Raw genomic sequence first — 24,921 nt, 5'->3', positions numbered from 1 at the left:
CCACGAGTCCGCCCGGAGCCGATCATGAGACGATCCCGCCCCCGCCGACACTACGAGTCATGAGGAACACACAGGGGGCTGCGCCACCCAGCGCCGACAGGGCGCGCCTCGCAGCTGCGCGCAGCGGCGATCGCGAGGCGTTCGGCCGGATCTACGACGACCACGTCCGCCCGGTCTACCGGTACGCGTTCCGCATCGTGCGGAACACGGCCGATGCGGAGGACATCACCCAGGAGGCGTTCGCGCTGGCCTGGAAGAAGCGCGACGACCTGCAGATCCTCGACACGTCGATGCTGCCCTGGCTGCTGGTCGTGACCCGCAACCTCAGCCTCGCCAGGTCGAGGCAGCGATCACGGACCACGGCCCTGCTCGACGACGCGTCGGACCAGGCCCGAGGCCCCGAGGCCTCCGCGATCGACCGTGAGCTGGCCCGGTCGATCCAGGACGCCGTCGAGCTGCTCACCCCTGTCGACCAGGAGCTCTACCGCCTCTGCGTCGTCGAGGGGCTGAGCTACCAGCAGGCCGCCGAGTCGCTGGGCGCGACGCACGGCGCCGTCCGGAACCGTCTCAGCCGCCTCCGCCAGGCACTCCGAAGCACCCTGACACCGCACACTGAAGGACTCCGATGACCACGACCCTCGGCCCCACCGACGAGCAGATCACCACCATGCGCCGCCGCGTCCTGGACGGCATCCCCGTCGCGACCCTCGAGGCGGAGAGAGGTGCGGCGCGAGCACGGCGTCAGCGCCGCAGCCCCGTCTACGCCGCGGCGGTGACGGCCGTCGTCGCCGCGGTCGTCGTCGGGGGCGTCGTCCTCCCCCGCACCGGCGACGAGGCACAGGCCGCCACCCTGCTGCGGGAGGCGGCGGCACTGACGGTCACCGCCTCCGATCCTGTGGTCGCACCTGGTCAGTTCCTCCGCACGACGACCGAGGCCGTCTACGCCACCGTCGGGCAGAACAGGGCCGGCGACATGGTCACGTACCTCGTGCCGTCGACGTCGACCGTGTACGAGCCGGGCGACCCCGCCGCCGAGTGGACCCTCGTCCGGGAGGACCAGGAGCCCACGACCTTCTACGGTGACGACGCCGAACAGGTCGCGGAGGAGAACCGGGTCGAGAGCCCGGAGACGAACGGGACGTGGCGCGCGCGCGACGGCGCCTTCTACGGCACGCCCGCCGCGGACCCGGCGACGGCCGACCTGCCGCGCGACCCACAGGAGCTCTATGACCACCTGGTGGCGAGCTACGGCGGCGGGTCGAACAGCCGCGACGAGGCCACCTGGGTCGCGATCACCGACCTCCTCCGGACGGGCACGGCGCCGGCGGACCTGCGCTCGGCTCTCTACGGGGCGGCGGCGCTCGTGCCCGGCATCGAGATCGTCGATGAGCACGTGACGATCGACGGCGCGACGGGAGTTGCCCTCGGTCGGGAGGAGCCGACGAGGTCCGAGCGCCAGGACATCGTGATCGACCCGACCACCGGCGAGCTGATCGGCGAGCGCGTCGTGCAGCTCGAGGCGGGCTACGGCGCTCCGGCCGGCACCGTCACCGCCCAGACCTCGGTCACGAGGACGGTCGTCGACCGAGCGCCCTGACCGGCGATCGCCCAGGGCGCAGGAGGCGCCGATCAGGTGCCCAGCGCCTCCCTCGGCCCCCGGCCCAGCAGTAGGTTCGCCTCATGAAGCTCCTCGCAGGGATCACGGCGGCGCTCCTCCTCGCCCTGGGCCTGCTGGTGCTCGCGGTGAGGGCCGACCCCGATGTGCCGCTCACCCTCACGGCCGCCGAGACGGACATCCCGTGGTGCAGCACGGACGAGCCGGTGATCGTGGCCGACCTCTCGACCGACGCCCTGCCCACCTGTGCGCCGCACGGCGTCGAGATGCGCTTCCCCGACGGAGCCGTGATCGACCTGCCCGACGAGCCCGGCACCGGTGCCCGCTCCGTCGGAGTCCACGACTACACCTACGTCGACGTCGGCGTCTTCGGCATGTACGCCTCCCGAGCCGACCGCGCCTGCGAGCACGTCGAGCAGTGGGGCACCCCCGAGGCCGTGCGCCGCGTCACCGAGGCCTTCGGCGACGACGCCCCCTGCGTCCACGACCAGGGCTGACCCGAGGAGTCGCGGGCCCACTCCCCCACACCCGTCACGTCGCCGCCCGCTCAGGTCGGCAGGGTCGTCGCCAGGACGTCGACGATCCGCTCGAGGTCAGCGCCAGCCGCGACGGTGAGGCTGATCTCGGACCGCCAGAACGGCTCGGAGCGGAGCGAGACGACGAAGTCGACGTGCGACCCGGTGTGGGTCGCCTGGATCTCGAGATCGCCTTCCAGGCTCTGCCACTCCTTCGTGCCCTGCCACCCGCGCCAGTGCCGGGAGAGGTAGGAGAAGTAGCGAACGAGCTCAGGCGCGTCGCCGAAGAAGAAGACCCAGCGTGCGGCGGTGAGGCCCCCGCGACTGATCTCGACCAGCACCTGTTCACCCTCCTCGTGCGGCAAGCGCTCGACGTCGAGGACGGTCACTCCCTCTGAGCGCGTGCCGATGATGACGACGGGATCCATGAGGTCAGCTTGGCAGTGATGCGCGCTGCCCTCCGAAGTTTGCTGTGCACGCGCAAGAAGTAGGAGAGAGGCACGCATAGGACGTACGTGCCTATGCACCTTGGCAACGGCCACCCTCTCAGCCACGGACTTAGCGCAGCCCCATCCCCCGCACACAAGGGCGTAGGGGTCCCGCTGCTCACGTCAGTCATTGCACGCTTGCCCTACGCAACCCTCGACTTAGATTTGATGCGGACCCGGCAAGCGCTGAAAACCGTAGAGCGCGACAACGTCCCGATCGACGTTTGTGTTGTCGCTGTCGCGAGTAAACGTCTCTTGTGGTGAACCATGGGCTGGGCCGGGCCGGGCCGGAGAATTAAGTGCCGGAACAGGGAGCGCAGATCGTCAGTGACTTGATGAGCTAAGCCGCGATGCTCGTTGCGCAATTGAAACCAGAGCGCGCGCTGTCTTCGAAATTTGCTCAACCGAGAGGGACCGCGGCTCCGGGTCCTCATCATTCACACCCAGGTGGCTCATCAAACGCCGAAGTTCTCGGAGCTTGCCATCGACGGGCTCGGCTGCCCGCACCCACCCTGCGTCGTGGTCAATTGCGATCGTCGCAGCATGGGCGATGAGGGCTTGGATCAAGTCCGCCGCGCTCTCGTCCACGGCCAACGCAAGCTTCAGCGCCGCATTGGTCTCAATCTCTTCCTCCGAAGGACCTGGCTCCTCATCGAAGGGACGGAAATATGAGAAGGGGCTCCTGCGCTCTGGATCTAAACGCTCAAGCGCTCGCGCCACGCTGTCAGTCGCTGGTAGCGGTGTCTTGTCGAAACCGACTTCCTGGCGACGCGTCCAAATCTGGATAATCAGGTCGGAGACCTCGCGTTCTGCCGCCTGTCGGGTATCGATATCCATTGCCTCAAGGGCAACCAGACGATCGGCGAGGTGGTGAGCCATCCATCGTGATAGCAAGTCGCGCTTATCGAGGTTGTCCGCAATCTGCTGGCCCAGCGACAGGACGGCCGCCTGCATCTCGCCACCCAAGATCGGGTGCGAAGAGGAAGAACTTGACGTAGTCATCGAGGTACCCCAAGTAGTCGTCGTTTGAGCCATGGCGGATTGATTCGTCGTGGCGATCGATTCGGACCTCGAGAATAACGGCCATGCCGGTGCGCGTGGCCACTTCAGCGAGCAGGTCGGTCGATACCCGCAGACGTGTTCCGTGCGGCCCCTGCGAATCGCGACCCCAGGACTTAGACGACCAAGACTCCGCTGTTCCTACCAGTGCCCCGTCGGATGAGTTCCAATTCATACCGTCGTCACTCTGCGACAGTTGCAAGGTGTCGGTTATCCACGTGCTCGGGCGCGGTGTTGGAAACTGAACGTCGCGGGCAAATTCGTCCTTGCGGTCGATCCCGGTCTCGTTGTGAGGACTGTCGATCCAACCGCGTAGCTGAAATGAACCGATATCGAAGGTGAAATCTTCGTCATCCGTCAGCGGGAGACGGTGAGCAGTAAACGTTGAGGCGGATTGCAAGGCTGTAAGTAGTGCCCCAGCGGTGTCCCTCGCCACGAGTGCGCTTGCCACCGACGTGTTGTCCCAAGAACGGGTTTCGGATTGTTGAGCGGCGGACCAGACGGTAATCCATCCGTCAGTGTGAACAAACTCCCGAGTAAAATCATTTGCTGAGATTCGCCATAGCCACCCATCTCCGTAATTATGCTGACGGCGCTCGTGCCCCTCGGGAACCGGCCTCCTCGCGTCTGCGGTCCACCTGCGATCTTCCCGTCCTAGATCAAAGCGCGCGAACCACTCGTCAAATGCGTCCGTTTGCTCATCTGGGTCACGGAACCGTGTAGTCGTAGTGAGCATGCGCCCGGCAGTAGTCATCATCGCGTGGTAACTGAGGTAGTATTTAAAATCCTCCGCTTTAGGGACGTCGCATTTGTAGAAGTAGGTCTCCTCACTGTCATACGCTCGAGCCTTAAGGCGAGGGTCATCGGCGACTTCCGGGGACTTCCCGTAGCCCCATTCATCGAGAATCAACCCGCTCATCGAACGCAGAACTTCCTCGTGGGTCGTGCGGAACGACTCGCTGAGGGGGGCGATCGCATACTCCTCGAAATCGAAGTGGAACAAGAATTCTGACTTGACGGCGTCATGCCCAAACGGCTTAGGCGCGCGCGGCCGCTCGAATGTATGGACATCGGCGATTGATGCTCTCTGCATGGTCGCCGACCGGTCAAGATCGGCGTCGCGGCAATGTTGTGCGATTTTCTTACAGATGTGCTGCATGTGTGCGTGGTCGGGATTTGCTGCGCTCAAGGCGGTGATCGATGCCAAAAGCGGGGCGACCATTGACGGGTCGTCAACTGCCACGCGCTCGACGGCCACCAGGAACCCCTCGACGGCATGCCATTCGTAAAACGGGAACCGGGGATCCAAGTAGCCAGCCGGTGGTCCTGCCAGCACCATCGCCGCCAGCGCAAGAACGGCTTCCTCGGCCCCAAATGCAATAAGGAAACGTGCTGCGTGAGTTGCTCGCCACCTCGTAGATGCGCGCGGGTCCCCGAGCGCGGACCAAACGCACGCGGCAATAGCTGAGTCCGGGTCAGCGGTGCCCGGAATTGCCACACCTGCCGAGGTCCAGGGGTCGAGCTCGAGCGCAGTTTCGAGCGCGCCGAGGGCGCCTGTTAGCGCCCTGACGGCGTCCGGGGCAGTCAACAGCGGCGCGACACCACTGGCTAATCGGTAGCAAGATCCCGCTGAGCTAACGACGACCTCCGCATCGGTCATCGCGAGGGCTTGCAGCAGAATCGACCGCTCGTCTGTTTGCAGGACAGCGGCGAGGACGCTTGGCTCATGGTCCCGAGAGAAACCCGCCATCACATCGGAGGCATAGCGACGGAGGTAGTCTTCGCCCAGTTCTCTGAGTGCACTTCGGAATGCCTGGCTAGTGGACCGCAGCTTGCTAACGCCACGGATAAAGGCAAAACGTTGCCAAGCGCTGAATGAGTCCTCGCTTGCGAAAGCCCTCAGTATCGATGCCCAGGTGTTACTCGGACGGCGGTCGAGTTCAAAGGTCAGCACGTCGATATTCGAGCCAAGGTGGTTGTCGCGAATGGCCGCCGCCGCGTCCGCCATGCCAGAGGAAGAACCAAGGTCGAAACTTCGTAACGCCTCGCGCAGCGACTCCAGCTGGCTCTCTCGTTTCGCTTGCCATTCGGCGTCATCGTGGCTCACGCCAAGATAGTCGGACTCAGGGGCGCGCCGGCGCTTCTTGAGATTGAATCTCACTGCCCAGTCAGGATCTACGTCATCCGCTGCAAGCTCGCCCCCTCGCGCCCAGGCGATGTGCTGGATCGCGCTGAACCGTTCGTCCGTCATGGAGCGGGACTCCGTGAGCGCAGCGAGCTCGGTTTCGAGACCACCTTCATCTGCGAATGCGGAAAGTCCAATGCTGAGTTCGGCGCGGTCAGCGAAAGATGCATTGGCTTGATCGCGGAGGACACCAATGTGCGAACCAAAAGACCCAAAGCCGCGATCACGCCATTGACTAACAATCGCAAAAGTTCTCGGTCCCGTGATTCGCTGCAAGGCGGCGAGGAGCTTCGCCATGTCGAACCCGCTGTACATGTACGGTTCAAGCCGCTCCGCCGCATCGGCTAGTCGCTTCGCAAGTAGGAACGCCTCTGCGTCATCGTCAACGGTTGCCTCCCGTGCTAGCGAGACGATGGACTCCCATTGCTCCCATGCGTCGTCGCCGACTCGCGACACGATTCCCACCGCTTTAGCGAAGTAGGCGTGCGCTTCTGCCTTGTCGAACATGTACGTCGCACGGGCGACGCGGACGAGGTCGTCAGCAATCTGGTCAGCGGCCTGGGGTTCCGCCTCGGCGCTAGCTGCCGATGCGAGCGCGCACGCATATGCCGAATCCACAAACCGTTCATCCCCCTGCAGCGAGGCGATCATGTCGGTTGCCACGAACAAGCCTGAGTGGCCTTGCGCTGCACCCAGAATGTCTCGGAACGCGCTCACGACTTCCGCCGAATGCGAAGAGTGAGCGAACTGAGCAGACCAAGGACCGGCAATCCGGCGCAGGAGGACTGGGTCCCGGTAGGAGGAACGAGTCCGTGGATAGCCGTTTAGAAGCTTCTGAATATCTGTTTCTGTCGAGCGTCCCAAGGCCCATTCAGACCACCCTTGCAGCCAGGGCAGCAAAGCATCGAGTTGACTTTTCTCATCATCCCGGCTGTTGCGGTGCGAGCCATCCGACAAGGGCTGAAGATCAGCGACGGTGAGGGTGTCGCCACGAAGGGAAGCACGCAGCGCATAGGCACAAAGGAGTCCAGCGTTATCGCGCCCACGGTAATCGCCGAGCCTGGGCGGAGTAGTTTCCGGCAAGTACTTTGTTAGCAAGTTAACACCCTGGCGAGCTGTAGCGACGCCGTGGCGGACACTATTCGCGGTGATCCAGGCAACACCACGAAGTACACCATCGCCAACGTTATTCATTGCATAATCATCTTCATTGAGTCCGACGCGCGGGCCACGTAACGTGCGCCACGCACGATAAGCGTGTTCACGCGACTGAAGAAGCCCAAGCTTCTGCAATTCGGCAGCAATAGCGAGAGTTAGCGCAGAGGTTCGGGCACTTGTGCCAATACGAGCTAGGTAGTCCTGTTCGCCTCGAGCCAACAGGACTCTTGCCGTCACCGTCGCCTGTTCAAATACCCACCGAGGTGGCTCCCAGTCCTCGAGATAGCGAGCAGCGAACTTCTCGTCTTTCAGCCATGTCATAGCGAGCGCAATGTTTGCCCCGTGTTTGGGTTCAAGCTTGCCTTCGCGGTCCTCAGCAGGTCCTTGCACTCGGTTGAGCAGCGCTGCGTGGGCGCCGCGGAGTCGGTTAAGGGCGTCTCCCTTCCGGTCTTCGTTCACCGCGAGCATGACCGCCTCGGCATTGAGCACGGACCCCGGCCATTCACTCGGGAGTAGGTGCGCTGCACGAATCTCGTCGAGTGTGGCGCCGTCAATTACTTCCCCGGTTAGGTCGGCATTGTCACGAAGGAGGGTGTAGCGGCGCTCCGCGCTTGCAGCGGCGGCACCGGCGAGCATCGCCAGTTGTACTATCGCGGCCGGGTCTTTTATCTTTATTGCCGCACGGAGCGCAAACGATGTCCGCAGCTGGGCAATTTGACGCCGCTCGACCTCGCTCGTTACTGGTAGGCCTGAATCGGACAGGGCGAGGGCAGCCAGATCAGCGAAGCGTTCCGCCTCCCACAGAACCTGGGGCAGCGATGCGGCCGCGTAGCCGTTCGAGGATGACAGCGAAGTGAGTTCCTGGACTACTCGATCGGCGTGGTTCTTCGCCAGCGGGTAGCGGCGACGGAAAAACGTTTCCGTTGGCTCGTCAAGGAACTGCACCGTATCTTCCCCGATCACGAGGCCACGGCCTAGATCGGAAACAAAGCTGCGGATGAGGCTTCCGTCACGGCCGGTAAGCGAAGCGATCACGCTGATTGGAATGCGTGGCCGTAGCGTTGCAAGGAGTTGCCCTGCGAAGTCGAGAGAGCTGCGATCACCCCCGGCAGCCTCGAGGACCGTCTCTAGCTGTCTTTCAAGTAAGTGGGCCACCGGGTCATCCTCGGCTTGGGGAAGCCCGGTGAGGGAGTTGAGGCACTCGCGGAGCGTAGCGGTTTCACTCAACACGAGCGCTTGGATGCGGGGGTTAGCCGAAGTCCTGCGGTGAAATTCAGCAACGTCGTTTTCGGTCGCGTCGGGGTGCACCGATCGAAGCATGGACGCCGTCTCATCAATGGCGAACTCCGGCAAGTGCAGGACGGTGACGTTCGACGGAGCGCGTAAGTTATCTACTCGGTACGGACGCGCCGTAACGACTATGCGCACCCCTTCGATCGGATCGATCTGTAACAGGTCGTGCACAAATGCTTGGTCACCTCGCGCCTCGGCGGCGATCACCGCGTTGTCTCCTGCATCCACAACGATCACTAAGTCAACGCCGGGCGACTTCTGTTCGAGGCGGAGTCGCGCCTCCCGCACACGATGTACGAATGCCTTCACGTACTCGTGGGAGCCGGTGCCCGGGCGAGGTATCAGGGGTACGCTCAGCGCTTTTGCCGCCAGTTCTGACGCAATCTGAACCAATGCATCCCGGTGCCGGTGTCGTGGCTTGTCAGGAGCTCGATAGCTACCGTTCCCGAAACAGTCGTAGATGATAACGACCGCTCGCTCCTCCAGAAGCGCCGGCAGTGCTGCGGCGAAGGTCGTCTTGCCAACACCGCCCGCCGCAGAGATGACGGTCGGCTCGGTGCTCGCGATCACGGCGTCAGCCAATTCTCTGTAGACCGTTCTATCGACTGCTGGGTCGAAGGTCGGGATCAGGTTTGGCGCGGGTACGAGATCATCGGGAGTTACAGCGAACGAAAACGCGACGGTCGAGAGGTCGATCGGTCCTCGAAGCTCGCCACTTGCACGACGGATAACCTGGTCTAGAAGGACGGTATGGACGGTGCTATCCGCATCGCCAGTCAGCTCTGCGGTCGACACCTCTAGCTGAGCCCGAAGGGCCGCAAGTTGTGAGCCGCTCCCGTCGAAGGACAGGCGGCGAAGCAGGTTCGCCCCCCGACGTTGGTCTGTCTCCAACCATGTGAGCAGTTTTGCGGCGATCGAGTTTGCGGTGACGGTCTCGCCCATGACAATCCGCTTAATCGCGTTTTGCAGCGACGCCGCCACCGGGCGGTTAGAGGTAATCACGTACTCAGCACTCGAAGTCGCTGCGATACGGAGCGCGTCGTACCTTCGACGATCGATCTGCGAGAACTTCCGAAACGTCGGACCGAGGTCGGAAAGCCCAAGGGGCTTCGTCGACCGTCTAGTCGAGTACTTCAACTGCCGAACGACGACCCGATGCGCCGCACTGTCTTGAGCGTAGTACTCGGCGAGATCGATGATCTCGTCGCCTGGCACAGGTTCCCCGGCTGCACCCTCCACATAAACTTGAGTAAGCCCCGAGCGCTGATCCAATAGCTTCAGTGACTGAATGGCCGCCCAGACGTAGTGGAATCGATCACCTTTCCTGCTGTCGGCCACGGAGTCTGCAAAGCTCTCAGGTCCGCGCGGGACCGTGGTCTGGTTCGGCACCTTCCGTGGCGTGGGAATCACCTCCTTAGGCAACGCGGTTCAGCATATATTGACCGCCAAAATTTGATTTGGCCTAGCGCCAACCGCTTTCCATCCGAATGCTGCGCAATAACTGCAGGATAGACTTGCGACGGGTCGGCAATGAGGTTGACTCGAGACACGAACTTACGATATGGCCTCTCGCGCGCATCCCGTGCGTCGGTCGTTCGATAACCGGCTTACGTGTCTATCCATGTCCCCTCCCGCGATCTTAACGACGCTGCCACTGTCTCGCCTGGGTTGTCCCCGCGGTCTTCGCAATAGGTCAAGCCGTACCAACGACTCGCGACCAGATAGCTGTCAATCGATCCGCCTTGGACATACGTGTGCCGGTACTGCCAGCTGACAGGAGCAGCTCAGTTTTCGGGCTCGTCAACCGGCAGGCGGACAAGTTGATTCGGCAAGCGACGGCGGCTGATCGCGCCCGTTACCCCCGTGAGGGTCGGAGTAAATCATCTGTCGGCTTAGGTACGTATGGGCCCCGAGAAGAGACCAAGTTTTGGAACTGGACACCTCAACACGGGATACACAGGTCTCCCCGTGCGGTCAGATGGTGGCTAACGTGACAAGAATCTCTGACGTCTATCGGACGCAAAGGAGACATCGTGTTCGTGAGGCGCCAGTATCCTAGCTAGGCATATCAACGAACCGCGAGAACATCCCGTGGAACGCCACCGTGATCGTGTCCGTCGGCCCGTTGCGGTGCTTCGCGACGATGAAGTCGGCCTCGCCCTGGCGCGGGTTGTCCTTCTCGTAGGCGGACTCACGGTGAAGCAGGATGACCATGTCGGCGTCCTGCTCGAGCGACCCCGACTCACGGAGGTCGCTGATCGCGGGCTTCTTGTCGGCACGCTGCTCGGGGCCACGGTTCAGCTGCGACAGCGCGATCACCGGCACCTGCAGCTCCTTCGCCATCAGCTTCAGGGCTCGCGAGAACTCCGAGACCTCCTGCTGACGGCTCTCCACCCGCTTGCCCGACGTCATCAGCTGCAGGTAGTCGATCACGACCAGCTTCAAGTTGTGCTGCTGCTTCAGACGACGGCACTTCGCCCGGATCTCGACCAGCGTCATGTTCGGCGAGTCATCGATGAAGAGCGGGGCGTCGTTGATCCGACCTCGCACCTGGGCGATGTTCGTCCAGTCACGCGCATCCACCGTTCCCTTGCGCATGTTCTGCAGCGGCACGCTCGACTCCGCCGACATCAGACGCATCGCGATCTCACTGCGCCCCATCTCGAGCGAGAAGAACACCGACGCCTGCCCGTGCTTGATCGACGCCGCCCGCGCCAGGTCGAGCGCCAACGTCGACTTGCCGAGCGCCGGTCGCGCCGCCACGATGATCAGCTGCCCGGGGTGGAACCCGTTCGTCAGGGCATCGAGCTGCGCGAAGCCGGTCGGAACGCCGGTCATCTGACCGTCACGGCCCTTCGCCGCCTCGATCTCGTCGATCGCGACCGTCACGGCCTCGTTCAGCGGCACGTAGTCCTCGGTCTGGACTCCCCCGGCCACGTTGTAGACCTCGGCCTGCGCGTTGTTGACCAGGTCGACGACCTCGCCCTCGCTCGCGTAGCCCATCTGCACGATGCGCGTGCCGGCCTCGACGAGGCGCCGCAGCACCGCCTTCTCCGCCACGATCGAGGCGTAGTAGCCGGCGTTCGCGGCCGTGGGCACGACGCCGGTCAGCGTGTGGAGGTACTCCGCGCCTCCGGCCCTCGACAGGTCGCCCGACTTCATCAGCTCGTCGCTGACCGTGATGACGTCGGTGGGCTCGCCGTGCGAGTACAGGCCGAGGATGGCGTCGTAGATGACCTCGTGCTTCGGCACGTAGAAGTCCATGCCGCGCACCGTCTCGATGACGTCGGCCACGGCGTCCTTGCTGAGCAGCATGCCGCCGATGGTGCTCTGCTCGGCGAGGAGGTCGTGCGGGGGCACGCGGTCCATCATGTTGCCGCGGTCGCCGCCGCCCTTCCGGTCGCGGTCGCTGGTGTCGCTGGCGAGACCGAGGTGGGCGATCGACATGGGACCTCCGGAGGAGAAGAGACGGTGTTCGGGGCCGTGCCGGGCAGCACGGGAGGCGCTCGAGACCGTTCTACGGCAGACCCCCGACAACCCCTGACCAGACCGTCGCGACCCACCCTGACGAGCGCTGGTACACCTTATGGACACCTAGTTCTCCACAGCAAACAGCCCTGTGGATAACTCTGGGGAGAACCGGTGAGAAACGCCGGAGGCGGTTGGGGACAACTGTGGATCGACCTGTGGAGAAAATGGGGATTCCGGCCGATCTACCGGCTTTGACCTGGGTTTTCCGTTTCCCCACCCTGTGTGCAGAAAATAGTCTGAACCAGGAGTTGAGACTCCCGATTTGACAACTGCCTGTGGACGAGAGATTTGACACGGGGGCTCGCGGACCTGTACGGGCACGGCTCGTGTTCAGCTTCCGGCAACCCCCTCGTTCGGGGGTGGCGGGCGCCCGAGCCGACCCGCGACTCCCCCGGGTCCGCCGCCCGCACAGCGAAGAACCGCGTTCCGAACCATGAACCGCGGCAGAACGCGGTTCATCGTTCGGAACGCGGTTCGTGGGGTTGCGCGCGAGGCCCGCGTGGGCCTGGATGGAGTCAGCACGGGCGACCACGCCCGGAGACCGGACGGCAGGGAGGCGGGCATGACCGACGGCCCCTCCACCCTCGCGCTGCGCGACGCCTCGACCCGCACCGGCACCTACGCCCTCACCGGGCTGCTCGTCGGCGCCGCCGCCGGGCTCGTCTCCCCCGTGACCGCCTCCGCCCTCACGCTCACCACCGACGGCGACCTCCTGAGCAGCTCGTGGGCTGCCGTCCCCGGCCTCGTCATCGCGTGGCTGCTCTTCGCCTGCCTCGCCGTCCCGGTCGGCCTCGTCGCCGGGGCGCTGCTCGGGGCGCTGGTGTCGCTCTTCCGGCCCGTCCTCGCGGGGGCCTCACCGCGCCTCCGCGTCCTGGTGCTGGGCTCGATCTCGGCGGCGCTGTCGACGACGGCCATGGTGCTCGTGGGCGGGTTCGTGCTGCCGTGGCCCGGCTGGGTGCTGCCGGGCGTCGTGTTCGGCGCGCTGGGGCCGCTCCTCGCCGAGCGCTCTGCGGCCGCCCGCGACCGCCGACGCGCCGCCCGCGACCGCCGCCGGGCCCTCGCCGAGCTCGACGGCGACCGGGCCTCGTCGTGGGTCACGTTCTGACGCGTGCCGCCCCGCGAAGAACCCGCGATCGGACATCGAACCCCGGCACACCAGGGTGCGATGTCCGATGCCGGGTTCAACGGCGGGGCGAGCCGGCAGCTAGAACGGCACCCCGCAGCGCAGCACCACGTTCGCGAACGGGGTCGCCTCGCCGGTGCGCACGAACAGCCGCGCGGTGCCGCTGAGCCGCTTGAGCTCCTCGTGCGACACGTGCGCCACCTCGAGCCCGAGCCCGAGCCCGTCGCCGCCGCCCGCCCCGAACCGCGCGTCGATCACCTCACCGGCAGCAGCCCCGCGGCTCTCCGACGCCGCCGTCACGCCCTCGACGACCAGGTCGCCCAGCAGCGCGTCCAGCACCCCGGCGAAGCTCGGCAGCCCGTGCACCACCGCCAGATCGACGACCGGCACGCCGACCGGCTGTGGCAGCCCGCAGTCGGCCACGACCACCAGGTCGCCGTGCCCGAGCCGGCTGATCGCCTCGTTCAGCTGCGCGTTGAGCAGTCCGCCGCGCTTCACGCGCGGCCCTCAGCAGCAGAGCCGGCCCCCGAGGAGGCGCCCCCACCGTCCCCAGGAGCAGCAGCGTCACCGTCCAGGTCGGAGTCCACAGACTCCACAGACGGCAGCTCGTCCCCCAGCCCCGGGTACGACGGCTGCGTCCCCGCACCCGTCACCGAGTACGCCCCCACCCGCACGGCCTCGTGCGCCGCCTCGAGCAGGGTCGCCCCCGCCGCGAGCCGGGCCGCCAGGGCCCCGACGAACGCGTCCCCGGCCCCCGACGAGTCGACCGCCGCCACGCGCGGCGACGCGACGTGGTGCAGGCCGGTTGCGTCCGAGACGATCGCACCCGCACTCCCGCGCGTGAGCACCACCGAGGGCACCCCGTGCTGGCGCAGGGCGGTGACGACCGCGGCGTCCGCGTCGCGCGCCTCCCCCAGGCCGTCCGAGCCGTCGGTGGGTCCGCCCTCGGGCGAGTCGGAGAAGAGCGAGACCGACGAGACGGCGTCCTCACCGAGCTCAGCGGCGTCGGCGACCGACGCCGAGCCCTCGAGCGCCGCCAGCAGCAGGCGCCCCTCGTGCTCGTTGAGCACCAGCGGGTCGGCCAGCCGCACGACCTCCGCGTCGACCGCGACCACGGGCGCCAGGTTCAGCAGCACCCGCCCGGTCGCGAGCCGCGCCGCGTGCTCGATGCCGTCGGCCGGGATCTCGCCCTGCAGCACGACCACCGCCGCCGAGCGCAGCACGTCGGCGTGACGCTCCACGGCGTCGTGCCCGACCGACGCGTTCGCGCCCGGCACGACGACGATCGTGTTCTCGGCGTCGTCGCCGACGCTGACCACGGCCAGCCCGGTGGGGCCGGCCACGACCTCGACGCGCGAGGTGTCGACACCGCTCTCGGTCAGCAGCGGGGTCGCCGCCGCCGCGTGCACGTCGTCGCCGACGGCCCCGACCATGACGGTCGACGCCCCGCGACGCGCGGCCGCGACGGCCTGGTTCGCGCCCTTGCCGCCGGGCAGCAGCACCATGCCGGTGCCGATGAGCGTCTCGCCCGGACGAGGCAGGCGCGCCACGGTCACGACCTGGTCGACGTTGATCGACCCGACCACGACGACCGTGCCGGTGCCGGTGCCGGTGCCGGCGTCCGAGCCCGAGCGGGCGCCGTCGGCGGGGGAGTCCTGGGCGTCGGCCCCGGCCTCATCACCCGCCGCAGGCCCGCCGGAGGCGCGGCGCGGCTCCCCCGAGCCGGTCACGTCACCGACGATCCCGGCCTCGAGGCCGTACCCCGCGCCTCCCTCGGTCCCGACCTGCCCGGCACCGGCCGCGCCGGCGTCGCCGCCCGCACCGACCTGCCCGGCAGCCGCCGCACCCGCACCCGCCTCATCCGCACTGCTCATCAGCTGAAGTCACCCACGTTCTCCTTCGTCACCGTGATGACGTCGACGGCCTCGTCGGCCGCCCCGTCGTCGTCGATCGCCTTGACGGCCTGGTCGACGGCCAGTGCACCCAGCTTGGCGGGCTGCTGGGCGATCGTGCTCGACAGGGTGCCGGCCTCGACCGCCTTCAGGCCGTCCTCGGTGCCGTCGAAGGCCGCGACCTTCACGTCGGTGCCGGCGCGCGAGCCGAGCGCCTGGATCGCTCCGAGGCCCATCTCGTCGTTCTCGGCGAAGACGCCGACCGCGTCGGGGTGCGCCTGCAGCAGGTTGGTGGTCACGTCGAGCGCGGTGGCGCGGTCGAAGTTCGCCGTCTGCTGGCCGACCACGGTGATGCCCGGGTAGGCGGCGATGCCGTCGGCGAAGCCCTGGCCGCGGTCACGGCTGGCCGAGGTGCCCGCGACGCCCTGCAGCACGATCACCTCGCCCTTCTCACCGATGGCGGCGGCGAGGGCGTCGGCGGCCTGCTTGCCGCCGGCCACGTTGTCGCTCGCGACGAACGACGCGACGTCGGCGCCGTTGACGGCCCGGTCGACGGCGACGATCGGGACCGACGAGTCGTTGAGCTGCTTCGCGGCGGGGCCGGCGGCGTCGCTGTCGACCGCGTTGAGGATGACCGCGTCGGCGCTCGAGGCGGCCGTCGCGAGCTGGTTCGCCTGCGTGGCGGAGTCGTTCTGCGCGTCGACCACCTCGAGGTCGACGCCCTGCTTCTTCGCCTCGGCGACGGCGCCGTCGCGCAGCTCGACGAAGAACGGGTTGTTGAGGGTGCTGAGCGAGAGCACGACGGTGGGCTTGTCAGCTTCACCCGCGGGTGTGCGGTTGCAGCCGGCGGCGCCGGTCGTGATCAGGGCGGCGATCGCCGCGATCGTGGCGGTCTTGCGGAACGAGGTCGACTTCATCGTGGGTCCTTCGTGGGGTGCGGGTGGGGGTGGGGGTGGGGGAGAAGAGGAAGGGGAGCGCGGGAGGCGCGGTGCCGGCACCCGGGGCGCGCTCGCCCCGAGTGCCCTGGCGCCGAGCGTCAGGCGTTGCGCGTCTTTCGCCGCAGCACGTCGACGCCGACCGCCAGCGCGATGACGACGCCGATGACGACCTGCTGCCAGAACGACGTGACGTTCAGCAGGTTGAGCCCGTTGCGGATCACGACGAGCACGAGCGCGCCGATGATCGTGCCCGAGATGCGCCCGACGCCGCCGGCCAGGCTCGCGCCGCCGATGACGACGGCGGCGATCGCGTCGAGCTCGTAGCCCGAGGCCGCCTGCGGCTGCGCCGAGTCGAGGCGGCCGGCGAGCAGCAGGCCCGCCAGCGCGGCGAACAGCCCGGCGAGGCCGAAGACGACCACGACGATGCGCTTGACGGGCAGGCCCGACAGGCGCGCGGCCTCGGCGTTGCCGCCGACGGCGTACATCGAGCGGCCGATGACGGTTCGGTTGAGGATGAACGACGCGATCGCGGCCGCGATCACCAGCACGATGATCGGCACGGGCACCGGCCCGACGTTGCCGCCGAGGAAGGAGACGGCCGGGGGAGTCGCGATCGGGCGACCGTCGGAGACCACGAGGGTGAGCCCCCGCGCCACGCTGAGCATCGCGAGCGTCGCGATGAACGACGGCAGCTTGCCGTACGCGCTCGCCAGGCCGTTGACGACGCCGGCGAGGAGGCCCGTGCCGAGCCCCAGCACGAGCGCCAGCCCGCCGGGCAGCCCCGCCGTGGCGAAGAACCAGCCCGACACCATGGCCGAGAGGGCCGCGACCGACCCGACCGAGAGGTCGATGCCGCCGGCGACGATGACGAAGGTCATGCCGAAGGCCAGCACGGCGACCGTCGACACCTGGATGCCGATGTTGAGCAGGTTGCGCCCGGTGAGGAAGTCCGGCGTCGCGATGAACAGCGCGAGGCAGAGCACGACGAGCCCGACGAGGGCGCCGTTGGCGGCGAGGAACGCCTTGATGTCGAAGGAGCGTCGCTGCGCCTTCACGGTGGTGGTGGTCATCTGGGTCGTCTTCCTGGGTTCGTCTGTCGGGGTCAGTTCGTGGGGGCGACGTCGCGGGCGGCGAGCGTCATCAGGGCGTCCTGCGTGGCGTCGGCCGCGGCGACCTCGCCGGCGACGACGCCGTCGCGCATGACGAGGATCCGGTCGCTCATGCCCATCACCTCGGGCAGCTCGCTGCTGACCATGACGACGGCTCCGCCGGCGGCCGTGATGGCGTTGACGAGCTCGTAGATCTCGACCTTCGCTCCCACGTCGACGCCGCGGGTGGGCTCGTCGAGCAGCAGCACGGTCGAGCCGGCGATGATCCAGCGGCCGAAGACGACCTTCTGCTGGTTGCCCCCGGAGAGTGAGCCGATCTCCTGGTCGATGTCGCGCATCCTGATGCGGAGGCGCGACGCGACCGCCTCGGCCGCCGAGCGCTGCCCGGCGAAGTCGACCAGCCCGGCCCTCGCGCTTCGGGCCAACGTCGCGTAGCCGAGGTTGTCGTTGACGGAGGCGCCCAGCACGAGGCCCTGCGCCTTCCTGTCCTCGGGCACGTGGCCGACGCCCGCGGCGATCGCGCCGGCGACGTCGCCCTTCTTCAGCACCACGCCGCGGACGCTGACGGTGCCGGAGTCGTACTTGTCGACTCCCGCGATCGCCCGGACCACCTCGGTGCGGCCGGCGCCGACGAGCCCGGCGATGCCGAGCACCTCGCCGGCGTGCACCGTGAAGCTGACGTCGCGGAAGACGCTCGAGGTGAGGCCCTCGACGCGCAGCACCTCCTCGGCCGAGTCGGCCGGGCCCGTGCCGCGCGGGTACTGCTCGTCGATGTCGCGGCCGACCATCAGGCGCACGAGCTCGGCCTCGGCGGTGCTCGCGGGCACCTCGGCGACGAACTTGCCGTCGCGCAGCACGGCAACGGTGTCGCCGATCTCGGCGATCTCGTCGAGGTGGTGGCTGATGAAGAGCATGCCGACGCCGCGGGCCCGCAGCTGCGCGACGACGGAGAAGAGCTGCTCGGTCTCGTGGCGGGTCAGGGCCGCGGTCGGCTCGTCGAGGATGAGGATGCGCGCGTCGATGCTCAGCGCCTTCGCGATCTCGACGAGCTGCTGGCGGGCGATGCCGAGCGTGCCGACCTTCGTGTCGACGTCGACGTCGAGGCCGATCATCTCGAGGGCGGCGCGGGCGCGGCGCTTGAGCTCGCGGCGGTCGACGATGCCGAACCTGCGCGGGAAGCGGCCCATCATCACGTTCTCGGCGACGCTGAGCGAGGCGACGAGGTTGAGCTCCTGGTGGATCGTCGCGATGCCGAGCTTCTCGGCCGCGAGCGTGCCGGGCAGCGAGACGGGCTCACCGTCGACGAGCACGCGGCCGCCGTCGGGCTGGTAGACGCCCGACATCATCTTGATCAGCGTGGACTTGCCCGCGCCGTTCTCGCCGAGCAGCACCTGCACCTTCCCGGCACGGACGTGCACGGTGACGTCGTCGATCACCGTCACCGGGCCGAACGACTTGCTGACGTGGTCGAGGGTGAGCAGCGGGCGATCGTCGTCGATCGTGGGGGTCATGGTCAGTTCCTGCCGAGGGATCGGGGCGGTGTCGGGACGGGGGAGGACGAGGAGGCGCGGATCACCAGTTCGCTCACGAGCGTCACCGACTCCGGTCGCCCCCCGGAGATGACCTCCTGGAGCAGTGCGACGGCGGTGGCGCCCATGTCCTCCACGCTGTGCGAGATGACGGTGAGCGCGGGGTCGATGAGCGAGAACCACTCGATGTCGTCGAAGGCGACGACCGCGACGTCGCGGCCGATGCGCAGGTCGAGGCGGTGCAGCATCGCGATGGCTCCGACTGCCATCAGGCTGTCGGCGGCGAGGATGGCGGTCGGCGGCTCGTCGAGGCTGAGGAAAGCGTGCACCGCCGCCGAGCCGCTGGCCGACTGGAAGTCGCCGACGTGCACGAGCGCCGGGTCGTCGCTGAGGCCCTGCTCGGCGATCGCGGCCGTCCACGACTCGAGCCGCTCACGGCCGGTCGAGACGCTCTGCGGGCCGGCGATGTAGCCGACGCGGGTGTGGCCGAGCTCGGCGAGGTGGCGCACCGCGGCGCGGATGCCGGGGCCGCTGTCGGTCGTGACGCTCGGCACGTCGAGGCCGGGCACCGTGCGGTCGACGAAGACGGTCGGCACCTCACGGGCGAGCAGCGCCTCGATGCTGGCGGAGTCGGTGCCCTGCGGGGCGACGACGACGCCGTCGACGCGGCGCGAGATGAGGGTGTCGAGGTAGCGGTCCTGCTGCTGCTGGTTCTCGTTGGCGTTGCCGAGCAGCGTGACGTAGCCGAGCTCGAGCAGCGCCTGCTCGATGGTGTGGGCCAGGTCGGCGAAGAACGGGTTGCGCACGTCGGAGACGAGCAGGCCCACGGTGTCGGAGCGCGTCGAGCGGAGGGCCCTGGCCTGCGCGTTGGGCCGGAAGTCGAGCTCGCGGACGGCCCGCTCGACGAGTTCGCGCGACTCGGCGGAGGTCGACGGGTTGCCCGACAGCACCCGCGACGCGGTGGCCGGGGACACTCCGGCGCGCGTGGCGACGTCCTTGATCGTGACGGCGTTCATCGGGCTCTACCTCGTCGTAGTGGGGCTGTGGAATCGATTCCATGGAATCGATTCCATGACCGTACGCGAGCGTTCCCGCCCTGTCAACCCGCGCCTCCCCGCCCTGTCAACCCGCGCCTCCCTGGCTGTGCCGACCGCGCCTCCCGGGGGCGACCCCCACGAAGAACCCGCGATCGGACATCGCACCCGGGCGCACCGGGGTGCGATGTCCGATCGCGGGTTCGACGCGGGCGCGGGGCGCCCCACGCCCCCCGCACCCGCACCCGCCCCCACGACGCACGAGAGCGGCGACCCCCGAGGGGGCCGCCGCTCTCGTGACGGTGCAGGTGCTGCGGGTGGAGCTACTTCGCGGAGACCACCGTGAGGGTGATCGTGGCGATGACGTCCTCGCGCAGGCGGAGGGTGGCTTCGTGCTCACCCGTCACCTTGATCGCCGAGGGGATCTCGACCTTGCGCTTGTCGATCGTCGCGACGCCCTGGGCGGTCACGGCGTCGGCCACGTCGCCGGGGCGGACGGAGCCGAAGAGGCGGCCGTCGGCACCGGTCTTGACGGTGAGACGGATCTTCTGGGCCTCGAGACGCTGCTTGAGGTCGTGGGCCTCCTCGATCGTCTTGAGCTCGCGGGTCTCGCGGGCCGTGCGGATCTGCGCGACCTGCTTCTCGCCACCGCGGCTCCACGCCACGGCGAAGCCCTGGGGGACGAGGTAGTTGCGCGCGTAGCCGTTCTTGACGTCGACGACGTCACCGGCCGAGCCGAGGCCGGAGACCTCGTGCGTGAGGATTACTTTCGACATGGTGCTTCTCCTTCAGTCGGCGCTGGATCAGCGGCCGGAGCCGGCGTAGGGGAGGAGCGCCATCTCGCGGGCGTTCTTCACGGCACGGGCGATGAGGCGCTGCTCCTGGACGGAGACGCCGGTGATGCGACGGGCGCGGATCTTTCCACGCTCCGAGATGAACTTGCGGAGGGTCGCGACGTCCTTGTAGTCGATGACGCCGACGCGGATCGCCTTCGCGGGAGCGGCGTTCTTGCCGCCCTTGCCGCGGAGGGGCTTGCGACGGTCGCCGCTGCTCTTTCCAGCCATTGTTGTTCTGCTTTCGAGTGATGGTGAAGTTCTGAGGGGGTGGGGCGGGAGGCCCCTGACGAGACGACCTGGGAGGTCGGTGACGACCTAGAAGGGGGTCTCGTCGTTGTAGGTGCCGCCGCCGCCGGGCGTGTTCCAGACGTCGCCGCCGCCCTGGGAGTTGCCCCCCTGGGCCGGCGCGGGCTGGCCCCACGGCTCGGACTGCTGGCCGCCGCCGACCTGGCCCTGCTGGCCGCCGCCGCGGTTGCCCCCGAAGGAGCCACCGCCGCCGCCGCCCTCGCGGGAGGAGGCCGCACGGGTGACCTGAGCGGTCGCGTAGCGCAGCGAAGGGCCGATCTCATCGACGTCGAGCTCGAAGCTGGTGCGCTTCTCGCCCTCCTTCGTCTCGTAGCTCCGCTGCTTCAGACGGCCCTGCACGATGACGCGCGAGCCCTTCGTCAGAGAGGAGGCCACGTGCTCGGCGAACTCGCGCCAGACGCTGGCACGCAGGAAGAGCGCCTCGCCGTCCTTCCACTCGTTGGACGCGCGGTCCAACGTGCGGGGGGTCGACGCGATGGTGAAGTTCGCGACCGCGAGCCCGTTCTGCGTGTAGCGCAGCTCGGGGTCACTGGTGAGGTTGCCCACCACTGTGATGACGGTCTCGCCTGCCATCGGTTACTCGGCAGCCTTCGCGGGAGCGGACGGGGCAGCGGGCGACGCACCGGCGACCGCGGCGGCCGGAGCAGCAGCGGCGGCCGGGGCGGCGGCAGCGTTGGCGGCCTTGCGGGCGGCCTTCTCGTCGGAGAGCTTCTTCGCGGCGGCGACCATCGCGATGGCCTCCTCGGCGCGGAGGACCTTCGTGCGCAGCACGGCCTCGGAGAGACCCAGCTGGCGGTCGAGCTCGACCGTGGCCGACGGGTTCGCCGTCAGGTTGACGACGGCGTAGATGCCCTCGGACTTCTTGTTGATCTCGTAGGCGAGGCGACGACGGCCCCAGATGTCGACGTTGTCGACGGTGCCGCCATCGGCGCGGATGACGTTGAGGAACTTGTCCAAGCTCGGGGCGACGGTGCGCTCATCGATCTCGGGGTCCAGGATGACCATCAGTTCGTACTGGTGCATGACTAACCCACCTCCTTCGGACTTGACGGCCACAGACGGTCTGTGACAGGAGGGTGTTCATGACGCTGAGTCGGCCAGAGAGGCAGACGCAACCTTCCCAGCGTAGCTGCTGACGCCTCCTGCCACAACGCCGGAGGCGCGGGTCGAGCCCGGCGGGCCCGTCACGGCCCCCGAGACGGCCGGGTCCAGGGCCCTACGGCGCGGGCGTCGCCGACGGGTCGCTGACCTGTTCCGCGGCCGCGACCGCCGCCTCCGCCGCGGCCTGCGCCGCCGCCAGCCCCTCGGGCACCGGCAGCGAGCCCGCGAACACCTGGTCGAGCAGCGGGTCGAGGGCCGGCTGCGCCGTGCCGTACAGCGAGGTCGGGGCCGGGATGGTGTCGCCCGACGCGATCACGTCGAAGAACGGCGAGACGTCGACGCCCCGGGAGGCCCAGTACGCGTAGTACGGCTCCTGCGCGCCGGTGACCGCGGGCACGGCGGCCCCGTCGCGGCCGATGTACTCGGCGCCGTCGGTCGAGCCGAGCCAGGCCAGCACCTTCGCGGTGTCGTCGAGGTGCGCGGTGTGGGCGTCGCCCGCGGCCACGATCCCGTTCGAGACGCTCACGCGGCCGGCCGGGCCCGCGGGCATCATCGCGACGCCCCAGTCGAACTGCGCCTGGCTCTCGACCGTCGAGAGGCTGTAGAGACCCGACTGGAACAGGGCCATGTGGCCCGACGTGAACTGGTCGCGGCTGTAGTCCGGGTCGGCGTTCGTGGCGGCGGCCGGGGGCGCGACGCGGTGCACGCCGACGAGGTCGACCAGGTACTGGAACGCGGCCTGCGCCTCCGGCGTGTCCAGCTCGAAGGAGGCGCCCTCCGGGTCCTCGAGACGGCCCCCGGCCGAGCCCAGGTAGTCGTACCAGATCGCCTGCAGGTCGTTGCCCGCGTTGTAGCCGTACTGCGTCACGGTGCCGTCGAAGGCGGGGTCGGCGGCGTTCCGGCCCTGGTCGTCGAGCGTGAGGCGCTGGAGCAGCGGCAGCAGGGTGTCGTCGGCGCCGCCGCCGGGTGCCCAGGTGAGGTCGTCGAGCGAGGCCGGGTCGACGCCCGCCGCGGCCAGCAGGTCGGCGTTGTAGTAGAGCGCGATGCCGCCGTCGCTGAGCTGCGGCACGCCCCAGAGCGACCCGTCGTGCGTGAACTGGTCGACGACGGCCGGGCTCCAGGCGCGGCGGGCGCTGTCGCCGAGCACGGCGTCGACGTCGACGAGGTCGCCCGCGTCGGCGTAGCCGTCGTAGTGCGAGCTGTTCAGCCAGTAGACGTCGGGCGCGTCGCCGTCGTCGACGTCGTCGGCGAGCTGGTCGAAGTAGTCGGCGTAGGGCACGACCTCGACCTCGACGTCGATGTCGGGGTTGTCGCGCTCGAAGGCCGTGAACGACTTCTCGTAACCGGCGGCGACGGTCTCGTCCCAGAGGCGGACGGTGACGGTGGTCTCGCCCTGCTCCGACGGCGTCAGCCGGGTGCCCGGGGCGGGGGCCGTCGACGCCCCGAAGGCGGCGATGCCGACGGCGCTGGCGGCGACGATCAGCACGCCCACCGACGTCGCGACGAAGGTGGAATCGGCTCGGGGTCTGCTGCGCACGCGAGCAGGCTACCGGGGGAGTCGCGGTGCCCGTCTGCAGGGCCGCGTACCCCGGACAGGACAGTGCGGCCGGTCAGCGGCCCGGCGCCCGTTCGGCACCCGCGGTCGGGCTCAGCCCTGCCGCGCCGCCCACCACGCGAGCAGGCGCTCGGTGGCGACCTCGGCGCCCAGCGGCCCCTCCTCGGTGCGCAGCTCGAGCAGGAAGCGGTAGGCCTCGCCCACCTCGCGGCTCGGCGAGATGCCGAGCACGCGCTGGATCTCGTCGCCGTCGAGGTCGGGCCGCAGCGAGTCGAGCTCCTCGCGGTCGCGCAGCTCGGCGATGCGGGCCTCGAGGTCGTCGTAGGCGAAGCCGAGCCGGTCGGCCTTCCGCCGGTTGCGGGTCGTGACGTCGGCGCGGGTGAGCATGTGCAGCCGCTCCAGCTGGTCGCCGGCGTCGCGCACGTAGCGGCGGACGGCCGAGTCCGTCCAGGCGCCCTCGGTGTAGCCGAAGAAGCGCAGGTGCAGCTCGATCAGGCGCGAGACGGCGGCGATCGTGTCGTTGTCGAAGCGGAGGGCCTTCAGCCTCTTCTTCGCGAGCTTGGCGCCCACCACGTCGTGGTGGTGGAAGGTGACGACTCCGCCTGCCTCGAGGCGGCGCGTGGCGGGCTTGCCGCAGTCGTGCAGCAGGGCGGCGAGGCGCAGCGTGAGGTCGGGGGCCTCGCCCGGGTGGCGCTCCCGCTCGTAGCCGATGGCCTGGTCGAGCACGGTGAGGCTGTGCTCGTAGACGTCCTTGTGGTGGTGGTGCTCGTCGACCTCGAGCCGCATCGCGGCGAGCTCGGGCACGACGTGGTCGGCGAGCCCCGTGTCGACCAGCAGGCGGACACCGTCTCGGGGGGTGTCGGTGCGCAGCAGCTTCGAGAGCTCGTCGGCGACGCGCTCGACCGACACGATGGAGAGGGTGGAGGCGCGGGTCGTCATCGCCTCCCGCACCTCCTCCGAGACCTCGAAGCCGAGCTGCGCGGTGAACCGTGCGGCCCGCATCATGCGCAGCGGGTCGTCACGGAACGAGTCGACCGCCGTGCCCGGCGTCGCGAGTCGGCGGGCCAGGAGGTCCTCGACGCCGCCGGACGGGTCGACGAGCACCTTCTCGGGCAGCCGCAGCGCCATCGAGTTGACGGTGAAGTCGCGCCGCACGAGGTCGCCCTCGAGGGTGTCGCCGAACTCGACGACGGGCTTGCGGGTCTCGCCGTCGTAGACGTCGCTGCGGTAGGTCGTGATCTCGACGACCTCGCCGTCGACGCGCGCGGCGATCGTGCCGAAGGCCCGGCCGACGTCCCAGTGGGCCTCGGCGAGCGGCACGACGATCGCGAGGATCTCGTCGGGGGAGGCGCTGGTCGTGAAGTCGAGGTCGTTGACCGGCCGGCCGAGGAACGCGTCGCGGACGGGGCCGCCGACGAGCGCCAGCTCGTGGCCGGCCGCGGCGAAGGCGGAGGCGAGCGCGGAGACGCGGGGGGTGGCGGCCAGGAGGTCCAGTCGCTGGAGGGCGGAGGCGACGGTGTCCATGACGCACCACTTTGCCACAGGGACCTCCCCGGGCCCGGCCGCGCGCCTCCTCCCCAGGGATGGTCCTCGCCCTCCGGTGGGCGGGTTCCCGGGTGCCGCACCGCGTGCCCCCGGGCTCGGTTCCCTAGAC

19 protein-coding genes and 1 pseudogene are annotated in these 24,921 nt (G+C 68.3%); 4 read left to right on the top strand and 16 right to left on the bottom strand.

The window, feature by feature from the left end; all coding sequences use genetic code 11:
• The first annotated feature begins 59 nt into the window (after positions 1–59).
• The 3 genes from JOE43_RS03365 to JOE43_RS03355 all read left to right on the top strand — a co-directional run bounded on the left by JOE43_RS03365 (position 60) and on the right by JOE43_RS03355 (position 2,112).
• A complete protein-coding gene (locus JOE43_RS03365; RefSeq protein WP_209514684.1) occupies positions 60–629 on the top strand; it encodes an RNA polymerase sigma factor in 570 nt (189 codons plus the stop codon).
• Positions 626–1,597 (top strand): CU044_5270 family protein, encoded by a 972-nt coding sequence (locus JOE43_RS03360; RefSeq protein ID WP_209514682.1) that lies wholly within the window; start codon positions 626–628, stop codon positions 1,595–1,597. Before JOE43_RS03365 ends, JOE43_RS03360 begins: the two co-directional genes overlap by 4 nt.
• Before the next feature lie 83 nt (positions 1,598–1,680).
• Positions 1,681–2,112, top strand: coding sequence for a hypothetical protein (locus tag JOE43_RS03355; protein ID WP_209514681.1), 432 nt, complete (start codon positions 1,681–1,683; stop codon positions 2,110–2,112).
• Between the two features lie 50 nt (positions 2,113–2,162).
• Here the strand turns inward: JOE43_RS03355 and JOE43_RS03350 are convergent, their stop codons facing one another.
• The 4 genes from JOE43_RS03350 to dnaB form a co-directional block, all read right to left on the bottom strand.
• Positions 2,163–2,558, bottom strand: a complete 396-nt coding sequence (locus tag JOE43_RS03350) for a DUF6228 family protein (protein ID WP_209514679.1) — start codon at positions 2,556–2,558, stop codon at positions 2,163–2,165.
• 384 nt (positions 2,559–2,942) lie between these two features.
• Positions 2,943–3,572 carry a hypothetical protein gene (locus tag JOE43_RS03345; RefSeq protein ID WP_209514678.1) on the bottom strand — a complete coding sequence of 210 codons (630 nt, stop codon included), beginning with the start codon at positions 3,570–3,572 and terminating at the stop codon, positions 2,943–2,945.
• Positions 3,520–9,651, bottom strand: coding sequence for a hypothetical protein (locus JOE43_RS03340; protein WP_209514676.1), 6,132 nt, complete (start codon positions 9,649–9,651; stop codon positions 3,520–3,522). Before JOE43_RS03340 ends, JOE43_RS03345 begins: the two co-directional genes overlap by 53 nt.
• Positions 9,652–10,368: 717 nt before the next feature.
• Positions 10,369–11,760, bottom strand: coding sequence for a replicative DNA helicase (dnaB, locus tag JOE43_RS03335; protein ID WP_185230720.1), 1,392 nt, complete (start codon positions 11,758–11,760; stop codon positions 10,369–10,371).
• A 646-nt stretch (positions 11,761–12,406) separates the two neighbouring features.
• Between dnaB and JOE43_RS03330 the strand changes: the two genes are divergently transcribed.
• Positions 12,407–12,949 carry a hypothetical protein gene (locus JOE43_RS03330; RefSeq protein ID WP_209514674.1) on the top strand — a complete coding sequence of 181 codons (543 nt, stop codon included), beginning with the start codon at positions 12,407–12,409 and terminating at the stop codon, positions 12,947–12,949.
• A gap of 99 nt (positions 12,950–13,048) precedes the next feature.
• Here JOE43_RS03330 and rbsD read toward each other — a convergent pair whose 3' ends face one another.
• The 12 genes and pseudogenes from rbsD to JOE43_RS03270 all read right to left on the bottom strand — a co-directional run bounded on the left by rbsD (position 13,049) and on the right by JOE43_RS03270 (position 24,791).
• Positions 13,049–13,465, bottom strand: a complete 417-nt coding sequence (gene rbsD, locus JOE43_RS03325; RefSeq protein ID WP_209514672.1) for a D-ribose pyranase — start codon at positions 13,463–13,465, stop codon at positions 13,049–13,051.
• On the bottom strand, positions 13,462–14,841 hold the full coding sequence (locus tag JOE43_RS03320) for a ribokinase (RefSeq protein WP_209514669.1): 1,380 nt from the start codon (positions 14,839–14,841) through the stop codon (positions 13,462–13,464). The genes rbsD and JOE43_RS03320 overlap by 4 nt, the downstream gene beginning before the upstream one ends.
• Entirely contained in the window at positions 14,841–15,776 is a 936-nt protein-coding gene (locus JOE43_RS03315) for a substrate-binding domain-containing protein (RefSeq protein WP_209514667.1), read from the bottom strand. The genes JOE43_RS03320 and JOE43_RS03315 overlap by 1 nt, the downstream gene beginning before the upstream one ends.
• Before the next feature lie 119 nt (positions 15,777–15,895).
• The gene (locus tag JOE43_RS03310; protein ID WP_056058181.1) at positions 15,896–16,867 is read right to left on the bottom strand and encodes an ABC transporter permease; all 972 of its coding nucleotides are present in this window, start codon (positions 16,865–16,867) and stop codon (positions 15,896–15,898) included.
• Positions 16,868–16,899: 32 nt separating this feature from the next.
• Positions 16,900–18,417 (bottom strand): sugar ABC transporter ATP-binding protein, encoded by a 1,518-nt coding sequence (locus tag JOE43_RS03305; protein WP_209514665.1) that lies wholly within the window; start codon positions 18,415–18,417, stop codon positions 16,900–16,902.
• 2 nt (positions 18,418–18,419) lie between these two features.
• Positions 18,420–19,451, bottom strand: a complete 1,032-nt coding sequence (locus tag JOE43_RS03300) for a LacI family DNA-binding transcriptional regulator (protein ID WP_167260984.1) — start codon at positions 19,449–19,451, stop codon at positions 18,420–18,422.
• Positions 19,452–19,792: 341 nt separating this feature from the next.
• Positions 19,793–20,245 (bottom strand): 50S ribosomal protein L9, encoded by a 453-nt coding sequence (rplI, locus tag JOE43_RS03295; protein WP_056058172.1) that lies wholly within the window; start codon positions 20,243–20,245, stop codon positions 19,793–19,795.
• A gap of 27 nt (positions 20,246–20,272) precedes the next feature.
• Complete coding sequence (gene rpsR, locus JOE43_RS03290) at positions 20,273–20,533, bottom strand: 30S ribosomal protein S18 (protein ID WP_055964231.1); 261 nt, start codon at positions 20,531–20,533, stop codon at positions 20,273–20,275.
• Positions 20,534–20,620: 87 nt separating this feature from the next.
• Positions 20,621–21,184: a single-stranded DNA-binding protein gene (locus JOE43_RS03285; protein WP_167260982.1), complete on the bottom strand. Its 564-nt coding sequence runs from the start codon at positions 21,182–21,184 to the stop codon at positions 20,621–20,623.
• Positions 21,185–21,271: 87 nt separating this feature from the next.
• Positions 21,272–21,634, bottom strand: a pseudogene (rpsF, locus tag JOE43_RS03280) (30S ribosomal protein S6); the annotation flags it as partial.
• A gap of 193 nt (positions 21,635–21,827) precedes the next feature.
• Positions 21,828–23,249, bottom strand: coding sequence for an extracellular solute-binding protein (locus JOE43_RS03275; protein WP_209514663.1), 1,422 nt, complete (start codon positions 23,247–23,249; stop codon positions 21,828–21,830).
• A 111-nt stretch (positions 23,250–23,360) separates the two neighbouring features.
• Positions 23,361–24,791 (bottom strand): CCA tRNA nucleotidyltransferase, encoded by a 1,431-nt coding sequence (locus JOE43_RS03270; protein WP_209514660.1) that lies wholly within the window; start codon positions 24,789–24,791, stop codon positions 23,361–23,363.
• Positions 24,792–24,921: the final 130 nt, after the last annotated feature.

The organism is Frigoribacterium sp. PvP121, from assembly GCF_017833115.1.
Taxonomy (GTDB): Bacteria; Actinomycetota; Actinomycetes; order Actinomycetales; family Microbacteriaceae; genus Frigoribacterium; species Frigoribacterium endophyticum.
Note: the sequence above shows the minus strand (reverse complement) of the source record. Positions and strands in the feature narration are given on the sequence as shown.

Excerpts from the sequence above, each read along its gene's own strand:
- JOE43_RS03330 (WP_209514674.1), top strand. The coding sequence starts at position 12,407 with ATGACCGACGGCCCCTCCACCCTCGCGCTGCGCGACGCCTCGACCCGC.
- JOE43_RS03345 (WP_209514678.1), bottom strand. The coding sequence starts at position 3,572 with ATGCAGGCGGCCGTCCTGTCGCTGGGCCAGCAGATTGCGGACAACCTC.
- JOE43_RS03320 (WP_209514669.1), bottom strand. The coding sequence starts at position 14,841 with ATGAGCAGTGCGGATGAGGCGGGTGCGGGTGCGGCGGCTGCCGGGCAG.
- JOE43_RS03350 (WP_209514679.1), bottom strand. The coding sequence starts at position 2,558 with ATGGATCCCGTCGTCATCATCGGCACGCGCTCAGAGGGAGTGACCGTC.
- JOE43_RS03315 (WP_209514667.1), bottom strand. The coding sequence starts at position 15,776 with ATGAAGTCGACCTCGTTCCGCAAGACCGCCACGATCGCGGCGATCGCC.
- JOE43_RS03355 (WP_209514681.1), top strand. The coding sequence starts at position 1,681 with ATGAAGCTCCTCGCAGGGATCACGGCGGCGCTCCTCCTCGCCCTGGGC.
- JOE43_RS03285 (WP_167260982.1), bottom strand. The coding sequence starts at position 21,184 with ATGGCAGGCGAGACCGTCATCACAGTGGTGGGCAACCTCACCAGTGAC.
- JOE43_RS03365 (WP_209514684.1), top strand. The coding sequence starts at position 60 with ATGAGGAACACACAGGGGGCTGCGCCACCCAGCGCCGACAGGGCGCGC.
- JOE43_RS03270 (WP_209514660.1), bottom strand. The coding sequence starts at position 24,791 with ATGGACACCGTCGCCTCCGCCCTCCAGCGACTGGACCTCCTGGCCGCC.
- JOE43_RS03360 (WP_209514682.1), top strand. The coding sequence starts at position 626 with ATGACCACGACCCTCGGCCCCACCGACGAGCAGATCACCACCATGCGC.
- JOE43_RS03300 (WP_167260984.1), bottom strand. The coding sequence starts at position 19,451 with ATGAACGCCGTCACGATCAAGGACGTCGCCACGCGCGCCGGAGTGTCC.
- JOE43_RS03305 (WP_209514665.1), bottom strand. The coding sequence starts at position 18,417 with ATGACCCCCACGATCGACGACGATCGCCCGCTGCTCACCCTCGACCAC.
- rplI (WP_056058172.1), bottom strand. The coding sequence starts at position 20,245 with ATGTCGAAAGTAATCCTCACGCACGAGGTCTCCGGCCTCGGCTCGGCC.
- JOE43_RS03310 (WP_056058181.1), bottom strand. The coding sequence starts at position 16,867 with ATGACCACCACCACCGTGAAGGCGCAGCGACGCTCCTTCGACATCAAG.
- rpsR (WP_055964231.1), bottom strand. The coding sequence starts at position 20,533 with ATGGCTGGAAAGAGCAGCGGCGACCGTCGCAAGCCCCTCCGCGGCAAG.
- dnaB (WP_185230720.1), bottom strand. The coding sequence starts at position 11,760 with ATGTCGATCGCCCACCTCGGTCTCGCCAGCGACACCAGCGACCGCGAC.